The 14,755-nt window shown below is 65.4% G+C and carries 12 protein-coding genes; 8 read left to right on the plus strand and 4 right to left on the minus strand.

Annotation, left to right across the window (positions count from 1 at the left end; translation table 11 throughout):
• Window positions 1-9: 9 nt before the first annotated feature.
• Window positions 10-885: an S-methyl-5'-thioadenosine phosphorylase gene (locus WN73_RS36865; protein WP_011083781.1), complete on the minus strand. Its 876-nt coding sequence runs from the start codon at window positions 883-885 to the stop codon at window positions 10-12.
• Window positions 886-1,160: 275 nt separating this feature from the next.
• Window positions 1,161-1,433 carry a phosphopantetheine-binding protein gene (locus WN73_RS36870; protein WP_011083780.1) on the minus strand — a complete coding sequence of 91 codons (273 nt, stop codon included), beginning with the start codon at window positions 1,431-1,433 and terminating at the stop codon, window positions 1,161-1,163.
• 353 nt (window positions 1,434-1,786) lie between these two features.
• Here WN73_RS36870 and WN73_RS36875 point away from each other — a divergent pair, with 353 nt between their 5' ends.
• From WN73_RS36875 to WN73_RS36905, 7 genes are all read left to right on the plus strand, one after another.
• On the plus strand, window positions 1,787-3,004 hold the full coding sequence (locus WN73_RS36875; protein WP_028172635.1) for an acyl-CoA dehydrogenase family protein: 1,218 nt from the start codon (window positions 1,787-1,789) through the stop codon (window positions 3,002-3,004).
• 64 nt (window positions 3,005-3,068) lie between these two features.
• The gene (locus tag WN73_RS36880; RefSeq protein WP_028172634.1) at window positions 3,069-4,049 is read left to right on the plus strand and encodes an amino acid--[acyl-carrier-protein] ligase; all 981 of its coding nucleotides are present in this window, start codon (window positions 3,069-3,071) and stop codon (window positions 4,047-4,049) included.
• Window positions 4,050-4,144: 95 nt separating this feature from the next.
• Window positions 4,145-5,020: a hypothetical protein gene (locus WN73_RS36885; protein ID WP_011083777.1), complete on the plus strand. Its 876-nt coding sequence runs from the start codon at window positions 4,145-4,147 to the stop codon at window positions 5,018-5,020.
• A 335-nt stretch (window positions 5,021-5,355) separates the two neighbouring features.
• Window positions 5,356-8,223, plus strand: a complete 2,868-nt coding sequence (locus WN73_RS36890) for a PAS-domain containing protein (protein WP_271557160.1) — start codon at window positions 5,356-5,358, stop codon at window positions 8,221-8,223.
• A gap of 202 nt (window positions 8,224-8,425) precedes the next feature.
• Window positions 8,426-9,403 carry a tripartite tricarboxylate transporter substrate binding protein gene (locus WN73_RS36895; RefSeq protein WP_011083775.1) on the plus strand — a complete coding sequence of 326 codons (978 nt, stop codon included), beginning with the start codon at window positions 8,426-8,428 and terminating at the stop codon, window positions 9,401-9,403.
• Window positions 9,404-9,590: 187 nt separating this feature from the next.
• Window positions 9,591-10,076: a tripartite tricarboxylate transporter TctB family protein gene (locus WN73_RS36900; protein ID WP_028172632.1), complete on the plus strand. Its 486-nt coding sequence runs from the start codon at window positions 9,591-9,593 to the stop codon at window positions 10,074-10,076.
• A gap of 4 nt (window positions 10,077-10,080) precedes the next feature.
• Window positions 10,081-11,589: a tripartite tricarboxylate transporter permease gene (locus WN73_RS36905; RefSeq protein WP_011083773.1), complete on the plus strand. Its 1,509-nt coding sequence runs from the start codon at window positions 10,081-10,083 to the stop codon at window positions 11,587-11,589.
• Window positions 11,590-11,631: 42 nt separating this feature from the next.
• On the opposite strand, the gene WN73_RS36910 is transcribed toward WN73_RS36905, so the two are convergent.
• Window positions 11,632-13,326, minus strand: coding sequence for a bifunctional diguanylate cyclase/phosphodiesterase (locus tag WN73_RS36910; protein WP_028172630.1), 1,695 nt, complete (start codon window positions 13,324-13,326; stop codon window positions 11,632-11,634).
• Window positions 13,327-13,547: 221 nt separating this feature from the next.
• Here WN73_RS36910 and WN73_RS36915 point away from each other — a divergent pair, with 221 nt between their 5' ends.
• Window positions 13,548-13,808 (plus strand): hypothetical protein, encoded by a 261-nt coding sequence (locus WN73_RS36915; protein WP_028172629.1) that lies wholly within the window; start codon window positions 13,548-13,550, stop codon window positions 13,806-13,808.
• A 202-nt stretch (window positions 13,809-14,010) separates the two neighbouring features.
• Here WN73_RS36915 and WN73_RS36920 read toward each other — a convergent pair whose 3' ends face one another.
• Complete coding sequence (locus WN73_RS36920; protein WP_028172628.1) at window positions 14,011-14,655, minus strand: hypothetical protein; 645 nt, start codon at window positions 14,653-14,655, stop codon at window positions 14,011-14,013.
• Window positions 14,656-14,755 lie beyond the last annotated feature (100 nt).

The raw sequence follows: 14,755 nt of genomic DNA on the forward strand, positions 1-14,755 counted from the left end.
CCTTTCGTCTCAGCCGCGTAGCACGCGCCCTGCTACGGCATCGAGCTTCTTCAGAAGCTCGGGATCACGCGCCTCGGGCGCAGTGATCAGCGCGGTGTCGAGCGCGCGGTCCGAACCGATCGGGCACGGCTCATGCTCGCGCGGGAAATCCTTTGCCAGCCGCGCCACCAGCGCCTTCGCCTTGTCGGCGTTCGAGGTCAGCACGCGGATGATGTCCTGCACGGTAACGGCGTCATGGTCGGGATGCCAGCAGTCGAAATCCGTCACCATCGCGACCGTGGCGTAGCAGATCTCCGCTTCGCGCGCGAGCTTCGCCTCGGGCATGTTGGTCATGCCGATCACGGAATAGCCTGATGTCTTGTAGGTCATGCTCTCCGCATAGGTCGAGAACTGCGGCCCCTCCATGCAGACATAGGTGCCGCCGCGCGCGATTGCGATACCCTCGGCCTCGGCCGCCGCGGCAAGATGGATGCGCAGCCGCGGCGAGACCGGATGGGCCATCGACACATGCGCGACGCAGCCGCGGCCGAAGAACGAGCTCTCGCGCTTGTGGGTGCGGTCGACGAATTGATCGACGAGCACGAAGGTGCCGGGCGGCATCTCTTCCTTGAACGAGCCGCAGGCCGACAGCGAGATCAGGTCGGTGACGCCGGCGCGCTTCAGCACGTCGATATTGGCGCGGTAGTTGATGTCGGAGGGCGACAGCCTGTGGCCCTTGTCGTGCCGCGGCAGGAACACGATCGGCAGGCCTGCGATGGTCCCGCGCCGCAGGGGCGCCGACGGCTCGCCCCACGGGCTCTTGATCACCTCTTCGTGCGCGCCCTCGAGGCCCGGCAGGTCATAGATGCCGGAGCCACCGATGATGCCCAATACCGCCTGCGTCATGCCTGCTCCACCCTGTCCGCTACGTGCGACATGGTTAAGCTATGCCAGTTTTGCGGCGGTTTTGGAACGGGGGTGGGGGAACGATGCGCGTGAGGGGCGTGAGGCGCTCGTAACACGTTCGGTGTCGTCCTGGCGAAAGCCAGGACCCATACCGCGAGGTCCATCGATGGGGCGCGATATCAATCCCGAACGACCAAACTTCGCCAAACTCCTGCCTGGGGTAATGGGTCCTGGCTTTCGCCAGGACGATCCCGGGGAGACAGCTGTGCGCTTAGCTAAGCCGCGGTCGCCGGCTGCAGCTGGGTCATCACCATCCGCTCCAGCGTCTCGACGGACTGGAAATTCTCCGGCGTGATCTCCGACTGCGGAATGGTGAAATCGAATTCGGCTTCGACGCCGAGCATCAGATTGACCATATCCATTGAGGTCAGGCCGACATCGACGAGCTTGGCCTGCGGCGTGACGTCCGCGGCGAGCGCGTTCTGTTCGAGGATGCCCTTCACCAGCTTGATGATGCGATTGCGCACGTCGGTATTGAAGGCCTGCATCGGCAAATTCCCGTTTGTCTGGTCGGTCCGGACTGCCGCCTACGATGGTCAGGGACGGCCGATCCCGCAATGGCCGGCACCATTACTTCGCGTTTCTTAGTAAACGATGACTCAGATTGTCGGGAATCCGGACATCTTCCAGATCCCTAACGCGATCGCGGAAATTCCGGCCATGCCAACAACCCGACCTTAACTGTTCGTTCGGAATTTGGCTTTGTTTACCCTGTATTTCATCGACGAATTTGAATTAAATCCGTAGCCTCGTCTCACAAGCAAAGATGGCCGGAGGATCGCTTACGCGGCATCGCGAATGATGTCGGCGATCTCGAACGGCAAACCGGAGGCGGACGAGCATGAACGTGCGTGAAGCAGTTCTCACTGTCGACGAAACGCAGACGAACCTCCTCGAGCAGGGTCCCTCCCTGATCGAGCGCGTCGCCCGAACCGCGGTAGCGGCAGCGGCCGACGCAGACGGGGTCGATCGCGACGCCCGCTTCCCGCACAAGGCTTTCGACGTCGCGCGTGAGCAGAAATTGCTCGGCGTCATGATCCCGGTCGAGTTCGGCGGCTTCGGCGCCTCGATCTACGACGTCACCGACATCTGCTACACGCTCGGGCGCGCCTGCGCCTCGACCGCGATGATCTACGCGATGCACCAGACCAAGGTCGCCTGCGTCATCAGGCACGGCCACGGCATTCCCTGGATGGAAACCATGATGCGCCGGGTCGCCCGCGACCAGTGGCTGCTCGCCTCCTCCACCACAGAAGGCCAGAACGGCGGCAACATCCGCGCCAGCGCTGCCGCCGTCGACGTCGCCGGCGACACCGTCTCGCTGGTGCGCGACGCCACCGTGATCTCCTACGGCGCCGAGGCCGACGGCCTCGTCACCATCGCCCGCCGCGCCACCGACGCCGCCGCCTCGGACCAGGTGCTGCTGGCGCTCGCCAAGGACGATTATTCGCTGAAGCGGACGCTGGGCTGGGAAACGCTCGGCATGCGCGGCACCTGCTCCACCGGATTCGAGTTGAAGGTCGACTGCCCGACCGACCGCGTCTTCCCGGAAGCCTACGACAAGATCCATGCCCAGACGATGACGCCGTTCGCGCATCTGTGCTGGTCCTCGGCCTGGGCCGGCATTGCCGCCGCGGCCGTGACGCGCGCGCAGGCCTTCATCCGCAAGGCGGCCCGCAGCTCCGGGGGCCAGATGCCGCCGGCAGCAGCGCACTTCACCGCGGCAAAGATGTCGCTGGCAAAGCTCCGCGCGCTGATCGCCGCCAATATCGACGCCTTCGCCCGCGCCGAGCATGACGAGCGCGCACTCGGCTCGCTCGACTTCCAGTCGTCGATCACGCTGCTGAAGGTGCAAGCTTCCGAGCTCGCGGTCGAGACCGTGATGCATGCGATGCGCACCGCGGGCCTTTCCGGCTACCGCAACGACGGCGAGTTCACCATGGGCCGCCACCTGCGCGACGTGCTGTCGTCGCCGATCATGATCAACAACGACCGTATCCTGGCCAACGCTGCGACCTCGACGCTGATGAGCGGCATTCCGGCGAGCCTGCGGGACTGACAGGTTTTCGAGACCGACGTGCCTTCGTCCAACAAGAATAATTTCAGATAGCAGGAAGTCGAACATGAACATTGCTGTTCTCCCCAACTCGCCTGACACCGCGCCGCAAATCGCCGATCCGCTCGATCATCTCGCCGACAAGCTGTTCCACAGCATGGGCTCGGACGGCGTCTACGCCCGCACCGCGCTCTATGAGGGCATCGTCGAGCGGCTCGCCGCGCTGATCACCAGCCATCGCGAAGCCGGCACCGAAGCGCTGCGCTTCCCACCTGTGATGAGCCGCGCCCAGCTCGAGAAGTCCGGTTATCTCAAGAGCTTTCCGAACCTGCTCGGATGCGTCTGCGGCCTGCACGGCACCGAGCGTGAGATCAACGCCGCGGTGGGCCGTTTCGATGCCGGCGGCGACTGGACCACGTCGCTGTCGCCGGCCGACCTCGTGCTGTCGCCGGCCGCCTGCTACCCCGTCTATCCGATCGCGGCGAGCCGCGGACCTTTGCCGAAGGGCGGTCTCCGCTTCGACGTCGCCGCCGATTGCTTCCGCCGTGAGCCGTCGAAGCATCTCGACCGGCTGCAATCATTCCGGATGCGCGAATATGTCTGCATCGGCACGCCCGACGACGTTTCCGATTTCCGCGAGCGCTGGATGGTGCGCGCGCAGGCGATCGCCCGCGATCTCGGCCTGACCTTCCGCGTCGACTACGCCAGCGATCCCTTCTTCGGCCGTGTCGGCCAGATGAAGGCGGTGAGCCAGAAGCAGCAGCAGCTCAAGTTCGAGCTCCTGATCCCGCTGCGCTCGGAAGAGCAGCCGACCGCCTGCATGAGCTTCAACTATCACCGCGAGCATTTCGGCACCACCTGGGGCATCCAGGACGCCAATGGCGAGCCGGCCCACACCGGCTGCGTCGCCTTCGGCATGGACCGGCTCGCGGTCGCCATGTTCCACACCCACGGCACCGATCTTTCCGCCTGGCCCGCCAAGGTGCGGGACATCCTGGGCCTGCAGCCGCATGTTGCGGCCGGCGCCCATGGCGAAGGCTGGCGCTAGAGCATGATCCGGAAAAGTGCGAAGCAGTTTTCCGAAAAGATCATGCTGAAACGATAGACCAAACGAGGCCGACCATTTCCACGGGTAAGACGAGCGTGATCCACACCAAGGTTCGATGCCGCGAGATTACCGAGTCCGATGTCGATGCCATCGCGGACTTGCTGACGCGCGGCTTCGTGGGCCGCTCGCGCAACTATTGGATCCAGGGCCTGCGCCGGCAGGCCTTCCGGCCGGTGCCGGAGGGCTATCCGCGCTTCGGCTACATGATCGACAATGACGGCACGCCGGTCGGCGTGCTGCTGCTGATCTACACGGCACGGAAGAACGGTGAAGAGACCGCGATCCAGTGCAACCTGTCGAGCTGGTATGTCGATCCGGCGTATCGCAACTACGCCCCGCTGCTGACCAAGATCGCGCAGCGGCACAAGGACGTGACCTATCTCAACATCAGCCCGGCGCCGTGGACCTGGCCGATCATCGAGACGCAGGGCTTCCGTGCCTATTGCCGCGGCATATTCTTTTCGGTGCCAGCGCTGGCGCGGCCCCCGCGCTGGAGCAAGATCGAAGTCATCTCGCAGCACGCCAAGACGATCGAGGGACTTTCCGAGGCCGAGACTGAACTGCTGACGCGGCATGCGCGCTACAATTGCCTCAGCCTCGTCTGCCGCACGCCGCAGGGAACCTTCCCCTTCATCCTGCAACCGGTGCGCATCCGCCGCGGCTTCATCGCGCCGCCCGCGATGAAGCTGATCTACTGCCGCAGCGCCGCCGAATACGCCGCCTGCGCGGGTCGCATCGGCCGGCTGCTGCTGCGGCTCGGCAAGATCTCGGTGGCGGTCGATGCCAACGGCCCGGTTCCCGGCCTCGTCGGTATTTATACCGAGCGGCGTGGCCGCAAATATTTCAAGGGTCCGCACCAGCCGCAGCTCGCCGATCTCACCGACACGGAACTCGTGCTCTACGGGCCGTGAGGGCAGATGCCGCCACACTCAGTGTCGTCCCGGCGAAGGCCGGGACCCATACCGCGTGATCTATCTGTAAGCGCAGGGTGCTAGTACCGCGGGAAAACCTGTTCACTACTAGTCTTCGCCAAACCTCTCCCTATGGTTGTGGGTCCCGGCCTTCGCCGGGACGACACCAGGATATGTTGCGCTTGCAGGCACCTTTGCAATCCGGCGACGCTCTCCATCGCCGGTCACCCTCCGTAAACTACTGCGCTTAAGGGAATTTTCCGGGGTCTCCGTTACCCTCGGCGCTCGAATTACGCTGCGTTAAGTCTATTGCCCGCCGAGATCACGCCGACCCCATGACGTCGACCTGCGACAACGAGCTTGGTGCACGCCGCGAGCAGGGCCCGGAGGCCCTGGTCGCGCTGAGCCAGCTTGCGCTCGACCACATGGAGCAGGGTGTCTGCGTCTACGATGCCGACAACAGGATCGTGCTGGTCAACCAACGCTACCTGTCGCTGTTCGACATGTCGGCCGATGTCGTGCGGGTGGGCACGAGCTATCGCGAGGTGCTCGCGCACAGCGCGACGCGTGGGAATTTTCCGGAAAGCGAGCTCGACTCGCTGTATTCGACGCGGATCGTGCAGATCGCGGCAGGCAAGCCGTTCCGTACCGAGCAACGGCTGGCGACTGGCCTCGTCATGGCACTCGAGCTGAAGCCGCTTCCCGGCGGCGGCTGGATGACGATCTGCGACGACGTCAGCCGCCTCGCCCGGCTCGAGGCGGAATTGCGCGTGCAGACAGAACGCAGCCAGCATGCGCTCGCCAACATGTCGCACGGCCTCATCATGTATGACGCCGACAGCCGCGTCGTCGTCTGCAACGAACGCTTCCTGAAACTCTACAACCTCGACCCAGAAGTCGTGAAGCCGGGCGTCACGCACAGCGCGGCCATCGAACACTGGCTCTCGCGCGGCAACACGCCGGGCATGTCGGCCGACGAATTCCACGACACCAGGCTCGAGGACGTGCGCAGCCGGAAGGCGAAGACGCTGCTGGTGATGCGCTACGACGGGCGGATGGTGCAGGCGGTCTCCCGCTTCCTGCCCGACGGCGGCTGGGTGACGGTACACGAAGACGTCACCGAGCGGCTGAAATACGAGGAGACGCTGAGGCAGCAGAACTTCATCCTCGACGCGGCGATGGAGAACATGGCGCACGGGCTCGCCTTCTACGACAGCGACATGCGCCTGCGCGTCTGCAACACCACCTACCGCAAGATCTATTGGCTGTCGCCGGAGGAAACCAGGCCCGGCACGCATCTCGGCGAGCTGATCGAACGATCGATGGCGAACGGCGCGTTCGCTTCGGAATACAGTCCGCAACAGCTCCTGGAAGTCGCCAGCGCGAAGATCGCGAATCGCGATTCCTCGCCGATGCGCCGGCGCATGACGAACGAGACCGTGATCTCGGTGCGCTACTGCGCCCTGGCCGAGGGCGGCTTCGTCGCCACCTATGAAGACATCACCGAGCGCGAGCGCGCGATCGAGGAACTGAGCGAACAGTATCGCCGCTTCGACGCGGCGCTGAACAACATGAGCCAGGGCCTGTGCATGCTCGATTCGAGCCTGCGCGTGATCGTCTGCAATCGCCGCTATATCGAGATGTACGGGCTGTCGCCCGACGTGGTGAAGCCGGGCATTTCGATGCGCGAGATCATGGATCACAGCTGCGAGCTCGGCATCCATCCGGACACGACCGGCGCCAAGCTCTATGCCGATTATGTCGAAAGGCTGCGCGAGGGCGAACACACGCTGCACCGCCATTTGAGCGACGGCCGTATCATCAAGCTCAACCACAAGCGGATGGAGCTTGGCGGCTGGGTCGTCACCTATGAGGACATCACCGAGCGCCACAAAGCCCAGGCCCGCGTCGCGCACATGGCCCGGCACGATTCACTCACCGACCTGCCCAACCGCACGCTGTTCCGCGACAAGATGGGCGAGGGACTGAACCAGGTCGCGATCGCCGGCGGCGCCATGGCCGTCCTGTGCTTCGACCTCGACAATTTCAAGACCGTCAACGACAGGCTCGGCCATGCCGCCGGCGACCGCTTGCTGCGCTGGGTCGCCGCGCGCCTGAAGGAGAATGTCGGTGAGCACGACACCGTCGCCCGCCTCGGCGGCGACGAGTTCGCCGTTCTCCAGCGCGGCCCGCAGCCACAGTCGGCCGAAAAGCTCGCCCGCCGCCTGGTCGAGATCATCGGCCACCCGCCGCCGCTGGAAAGCCAGTCGATCCATGTCGGCGCCTCCGTCGGCATCGCGATCGCGCCCGATCACGGGCTCGATGCCGACGAGCTGATGAAATGCGCCGATCTCGCGCTGTACCAGGCCAAGGCCAGGGGGCGCGGCGCCTATCAGCTGTTCGAACCCGAGATGGAGGAAGAGGCCCGCAGCCGGCACGCGCTCGAGCACGACCTGCGCGGCGCACTGGAGGCGCGTGAATTCCACCTGGTGTTCCAGCCACAGGTGCGGCTCGAGTCCTCGGAGCTCACCGGCTTCAAGGCGCTGCTGCGCTGGAAGCATCCCTCGCGCGGCTTCGTCTCGCCGGCCGAGTTCATTCCGATCGCCGAAGAGAATGGGCTGATCGTTCCGATCGGCGAATGGGTGCTGCGCACGGCCTGTGCGACCGCGGCGTCATGGCCCGATGTCACGGTCGCGGTGAACCTGTCGCCGGTGCAGTTCCGCGCGCGCGGGCTGACGGCGATGGTCACGAGCGCGCTCGCGGAAGCCGGCCTGCCGCCGCAGCGGCTCGAGCTCGAGGTCACCGAGACCGCGCTGCTCGACGACAGCGAGGCGACGATCGAGATCTTGCACCAGCTTCGCGCGCTCGGCGTGCGCGTCAGCCTCGATGATTTCGGCGTCGGCTATTCCTCGCTGAGCTATTTGCGCAAGTTTCCGTTCGACCGCATCAAGATCGACCGCTCCTTCGTCGGCACGCTCGGCGAAAGCCCGGAGAGCGTCGCCATCGTTCGCACCATCGCAAGCCTTGGCTCCGTGCTCGGCGTCGAGACCACCGCTGAGGGTGTGGAGACCGAGGAGCAGCTCGACTTCGTGCGCGAATGCGGCTGCACCGCGGTGCAGGGCTATTACTTCGGCAGACCGTGCCCGGCGGCCGAGGTTGCACGTACCATCGAGACGCTGAACGCGGTTCGCCGCGTGGCGTAAGGACGCCCACGTCAAATTCCGTGCCTCGGCACGCCTCCAAACGACCAATTGTCGCACATAACGTTTCCGGCTGGATAGCCGCGTCGACCGCTGCGCACGGTCCGCGCAATGCGCTTTTCTTCTCTGGCGATTTCAGGGACAATCCCGTCATGACAAAGAGAGACGGCGGCCCGAACGAGGCCGCTGCGAGGGAGGTAACCCGATGTCGCGGTATGGGCTGAGGACGGCTGTATTCGCCGCCATACATATTGCCGTGGGAGCGCTGCTCGCGACCGCGGCCGGCGCGCAGGACTATCCGAGCAAGCCGGTCACGCTGATCGTGCCATGGCCGGCCGGCGGCTCGACCGACATCTCGATGCGCGCGATCGCGGACAGCGCCTCGAAAGTGCTGGGACAGCCGATCGTGATCGACAACAAGGCCGGCGGCGGCGGCACGGTGGGCCCCGCGACCATGGCAGCGGCCGCCAAGCCCGACGGCTACACCATCTCGCAGATCCCGATCACCGTCTTCCGCCTGCCCTTGATGCAGGACGTGTCATGGGACCCGGCGAAGGACTTTACCTATATCATTCACCTCACCGGCTACACGTTCGGCGTGACCACCAGCGCTGAGTCGCAGTTCAAGTCCTGGAAGGACGTGGTCGAGTTCGCGAAGGCGAATCCGGGCAAGGTGACCTATGCGACACCGGGCACCGGAACCTCGCTCCATATCGGCATGGAGCAGATCGCGGCGATGTCCGGCATCAAGCTCACGCAGGTGCCGTTCAAGGGCGGCGCCGAGACCAACGCCGCAGTGCTGGGCCAGCACACGATGCTCCAGGCCGATTCCACGGGATGGCGGCCCTTGGTCGATGCCGGCAAGCTGAAGCTTCTGATGGTGTGGACCGGCGCGCGATCGCCGAATTATCCCGACGTGCCGACGCTGAAGGAGCTCGGCTACCCCATGGTCTACGATTCCCCGTTCGGCATCGCCGGCCCGAAGGGCATGGACCCCAAGATCGTCGCCAAGCTGCACGACGCCTTCAAGAAGGCCGTCGAAGATCCCGCGGTGATCGCCACGCTCGCCAAGTACGACATGGTGCCGAACTACAAGAACACCGAGGACTACAGGAAGTTCGTCGTCGAGGTCACGGAGTCCGAACGCAAGGTCATCGACACGCTCGGGCTCGCGAAGAAGTAGAATCGCGAGAACAACTTGGGCTACTGCAAATTCTGACGTCATCCTGAGGTGCGAGCCGCCCTTGCGGCTCGCCTCGAAGGATGGACACGGGCACCGTCGCCCTTCGTGGGCCGCCGAAGAAGCGGCCGCCTCAGCGACAACGGCTTAGCCGTTGCGCGGGGGTGACGGTGGTCTAGGAGTGTTTCACATGGGCGACCAAACCGACGTCAAACTCCGCCTCTCCAACTCCGAACTCTGGGGCGGGCTGATCGGGCTCGGGCTCGGCGGCTTCGTGATCTGGCAGGGCTTGCGGCTGAAGCTCGGCACAATCAACGATCCCGGCTCTGGCTACGTGCTGTTCTACACCGGCATCCTGATGTGCGTGTTCGCGGCCTCCATCATCGTCTCGGCCGTCACCGAGGGCGGGCCGACGCTGGCCTCGCGCTGGGAAAATGTGCGCTGGGGCAAGCCGCTGCTCGTCATCGCCTGCCTCGTCGCGTTCTCCTTCGCGCTGGAGCCGCTGGGATTTCTGCTGTCGTCGATCCCCTTGCTGCTGCTGATGTTGCGGCTGATCGATCCGGTGCGCTGGACGCTGGCGATCCCGATCGCCGTGCTGGTGCCATCAGGCATGTGGTGGGTGCTCAAGCGCCTGCTCCTGATCCAGTTGCCCTCCGGCCTGTTCGGGATCGGCTGATCGCATGGATACGCTCGTCAACGTCGCGCATGGGTTCGGCGTCGCGCTGCTGCCGATCAACTTGCTCTATTGCTTCATCGGCGTCTTCATCGGCACGCTGGTCGGCGTGCTGCCGGGCATCGGGCCGATCTCGGCGATGTCGCTGCTGCTGCCCGTGACGCTGTCGGGTACGCCGGAATCCGGCATCATCATGATGGCCGGCATCTATTACGGCTCGATGTATGGCGGCTCGACCACCTCGATCCTGGTCAACATCCCCGGCGAGGCGGCCTCCGTCGTGACCTGCATCGACGGCCACCAGATGGCCAAGCAGGGCCGCGCCGGCCCCGCGCTCGGCATCTCCGCCTTCGGCTCCTTCATCGCCGGCACGTTCGCGCTGGTGGCGCTGATGCTGGTGGCGCCGAGACTTGCCAGCATTGCGATCGCATTTGGCCCGGCCGAGTATTTCAGCCTGATGGTGCTCGGCCTCGTGGTGCTCACCTTCCTCACCCAGGGCTCGATGCCGAAGGCGCTGCTGATGGCGTGCATCGGCGTCGTGCTCGGGCTGATCGGGCTCGACAGCATCACGGCGCAGCCGCGCCTGACCTTCGGCCGCATGGAGCTGATCGACGGCATCGGACTCGTGCCCGTGGTGATGGGCCTGTTCGGCGTCGCCGAGGTGCTGCTCAACACCGAGCAGGCGATCAAGCGCGACATCATCAACGCCAAGATCACGCAGCTCTTGCCGAACAAGGCCGATTGGCAGGCCAGCGCCGGCCCCGTCGCGCGCGGCACGCTGCTCGGCTTCCTGCTCGGCATCCTGCCCGGCGGCGGCGCGGTGGTGGCCTCGTTTGCGTCCTATGCGCTGGAGAAGCGGCTGTCGAAAACGCCGGAACGGTTTGGCCATGGCGCGATCGAGGGCGTCGCGGGCCCCGAATCCGCCAACAACGCGGCGGCTGGCGGCGCGTTCATTCCGCTGATGACGCTGGGCATCCCGCCGAACGTGGTGATGGCGCTGCTGCTCGGCGCCTTCGTCATCCACGGCCTGCAACCGGGGCCGCTGCTGATCACGCAAAACCCCGGCCTGTTCTGGGGCATCGTCGCCAGCATGTATATCGGCAACGTCATGCTGCTGATCCTCAATCTGCCGATGATCGGCATGTGGGTGCAGCTCCTGAAGCTGCCCTACAACATCCTCTTTCCCCTGATCATCCTGTTCACGATCCTGGGCGTGTACTGCTCCAGCAACAACGTGTTCGACGTCTATGTGATGATCGCGTTCGGGATCATCGGCTATTTCATGCGCAAGCTCGGCTACGAGCCGGCACCGCTGGTGCTCGCCTTCGTGCTCGGACCGATGCTGGAGAACAATCTGCGCAAATCGCTGATCCTGTCGCAGGGCGATCTCTGGACCTTCGTGCAGCGGCCGATCTCGGCGGCGTGTCTTGCGCTGGCGCTGGCGCTGCTGGTCGCCCCGCTGCTGCCGTCGCTGCGCAGGAAGCGCGAGCTGGTGGCGCTGGATGAGGGAGCGTGAGGGAGGGGAAGCGAGATCGCAGCGCGATTAAACGATGAACTCCTACCCCGCCGCAGGCAGCGCGCTGTCCGGCGGCGCACTCCACGGGCGTTCGGCTGACGCCAGCCCGATCAGACGGCCCTGGATGTAGTCGCAACCCCAGTCGCGCAGCATGTTTGCAGCCTCGTCGTCCTGCACCCATTCGGCCACCGTCTTGATGTCGAGGCGGCGGGCGAGATCGATCAGGGTCTGCACGAAGGCGCGATCGTCGGCGGAACGGGTGATGTTCTGCACGAAGGCGCCGTCGATCTTGACGATGTCCACGCCGAGCTTGCGCAAATTGCGGAACGAGGTGTAGCCGGCGCCGAAATCGTCGATGGCGATGCGGCTGCCGAAATTCTTCAGCCGCGTGACGAAGCCGCGGACATCGTCGATGTCCTGGATCGCGACCGTTTCGGTGATCTCGACGATCAGCCGCTCGGCGACCCCGGGATGCGCCAGCATCAGCGACTCGATTCCCGCCCACCAGTCCGGATCCATGGTGGTGTCCGGCGAGATGTTGAGGCTGAGACTGACAGCGGGCGCGGCCGCAAGCTCGGCGACCACGAGCTCGAGCACGCGGTGATCGACCAGGCGGATCAGGCCGAGGCGCTCGGCAACCGGCACGATGTCGGGCGCGAGCAGCACCTGGCCGTCACCCTGGTCCATCCGCACCAGGCATTCATGGAATGCGCGCTCGCGCGAGACGGCCGAGACCACCGGCTCATAGGCGAGCTTGATGCGGCGCTCGTTCAGTGCGGTGACGATCTCGTCGGTGACGCGGATGTTGACGCGGCGCTGCGCGTCGCGCGTGGCATCCGGACGCCACGCTGCAAACGAGCCGGCGCGGCGGCGCTTTGCGGCGTCCAGCGTCTCATGGGCGCGGTTGACCGCCTCGTCGGTGTTGCGGGCATAGCGCGGCACGCTGACCGCGCCGATCGACGCGGTGACCGAGACCGGGCCGGATTTGGTCGGCACCACCTCGTCCCGGATGCCGGCGAGGAAACGCTCGGCGGCGACGTTCATGTCGTCGATGGTGCAGTTCTTCAGGATCAGGCCGAACTTGTTGCCGGAGAAGCGCCCGAGCACGTCGCCGCCGCGCAGCCGCGCGCGAATGCGTTTGCCGACATCGAGAATCACGGCATCAGCAACGTCGAAGCCGAAGGCGTCGTTGACGCGGGCGAGATGATCGATGCCGACCAGCATGAAGGCCGCGGTCGAGCGGAAGCGGGTCGTCTCCTCGATCGCCTCGGCCAGCGCCGCGATCAGATGCGAGCGGTTGAGTTCGCCGGTCAGCGGATCGAGCCGGGCCAGCCTGGTCAATTCCTCGTCGCGGGCGTGGCGCTCATTGTTGATGCGGACGGAGCCGATCGCGCGGACCGGACGGCCGTCGGGACCGGCGAACCAGCGGCCGGTCTCCTCGACCCAGACCACGGGATCGGAGGCGCTCATGCGCACGCCGTATTCGACCCGGTAGGGCGTGCCGTCGGCGCCGTGCACGGCGGATGTCTGCGCCAGCGCGGCGGTCCGCAGCGACGGCGCGGGCTCGATCAGCTTGGCGAATTCGGCGCCGGTCGCGAGCCGCTCGGCGGGGATGCCGGGGAAGACGGCGCCGGCGTGCTCCCCCCAGACGATGACGTCGCTGGCGATGTCCCAGGCGAACACGGCCTGGCCGAGCGCGGCCAGGATGTCGGAGGCTTGTGGCAATGCGGGGGTCAAAATCGCCTCATTTCGGGACAGCGGGGAGTCCTGAGCCGGCACAGGATAGAGCCAGATTCGCCCCCAACCCTAGGCAAAGTTGATAAACAATTTGGAAACCATGTTTCGGGGCAGCGCGGAACCAAACCGGCCCGGCCGGCATAGGCCTTGCGAGTACGTGACTCGCACCGGCGCCCGCGTCTCGAAACGCGACGATCTTCGCCGGATCAACGGTGATTGCGATGTTGAGTACTGATCGATCGAACTTGGCGGACTACGGCACAGGCTCGGCCCTCGTGCCGCTGCTGCCGACGTTGCAGTGGGTTATCAAGGCGCCGCTGCCTCGCCCCGATCCGAGCTTCGTCACCCAACTCATCGCCAATGCCGAGCATTTGCCCCAGGCCAGCCGGCTCCGCCGCGCCTCCCCTGAAGATGCGCGGATGGCCTATGGCAGCAAGCGCCCGCTCGGAAGCGTCAGCGCGCGCACGCGGCAGGTGGCTTAATCCAACTTGCAGGACAATTGTTGCCTCACGCTCGCTGCACCTCTCCCGCCTGTGGGAGAGGTCGACGCGCTCGAAGAGCGCGGCGGGTGAGGGCTCTCTCCTCTTGGGGATTCCCTCTGCGGAGACACCCCCTCCCCAACCCTCCCCCGCAAGCGGGAGAGTGAGCACACCGTCAAAGCGGCAACAGGGGTAACGCGCTCGATCAGCGCGGCGTATCCGGCGACGACGGCGTGCCATTGCCCGGCTGCAGATGCGGCGAGGGAATTTCCGGCGAGGGCGGGCTCACCGGCTTCGGCGCCGGATGGTCCATCAGCACGGATTCGGCGACCGATTGCGCGGTGGGCGCGGGCGGCACCGGGGCTGCTTGCGGTGCCGACACCGGCTCGAATTTGGGCTCGGACGCGACGTCATCCGCCGGCGCCTCGGCCTGGCGCTTGGCCTTGCGCGGCGCGGGCACCGTCGTCTCGGCGACATAGGTGACGCGGCGGCGCGTGCGCTGGGCGATGCCGCCGAGGAAATCGGCCATCGCGAGCAGCACCAGCAGGAAATAGGTGGAGTTGCCGAATTTGGGCCACATCACGAATTCGGCGGCGGCCGCGCCGAACACGATCAGCGACAGCAGATGATCCATCAGGAATTTCGAGCCGGGCCGCGCGCCTTTGACCACCTCGAGCAGCAGCAGCACGATACCGAGCGCAAGCATCAGATCGGCGAGCGTGACCGGCCAGGTCTCGCCCGTGATCATCGGCACCTTGAACAGCACGTCCGAGAAGGACACGCTGGGCATCAGGAAGGCGATGATGTTGTAGACCGCGAGCGGAATCAGGAGCAGCGGGAAACCGACCATCGGCGAAATGCCTTCTCGATCAAGATATCCGGACAGAACAATGCAGCGGCGAAGCATTCGCTCCGCCGCCGTCACCGTCATATCTCATGGGTTGGCCGAA

Source organism: Bradyrhizobium sp. CCBAU 45394 (genome assembly GCF_028128655.1).
GTDB classification, from domain to species: domain Bacteria; phylum Pseudomonadota; class Alphaproteobacteria; order Rhizobiales; family Xanthobacteraceae; genus Bradyrhizobium; species Bradyrhizobium diazoefficiens.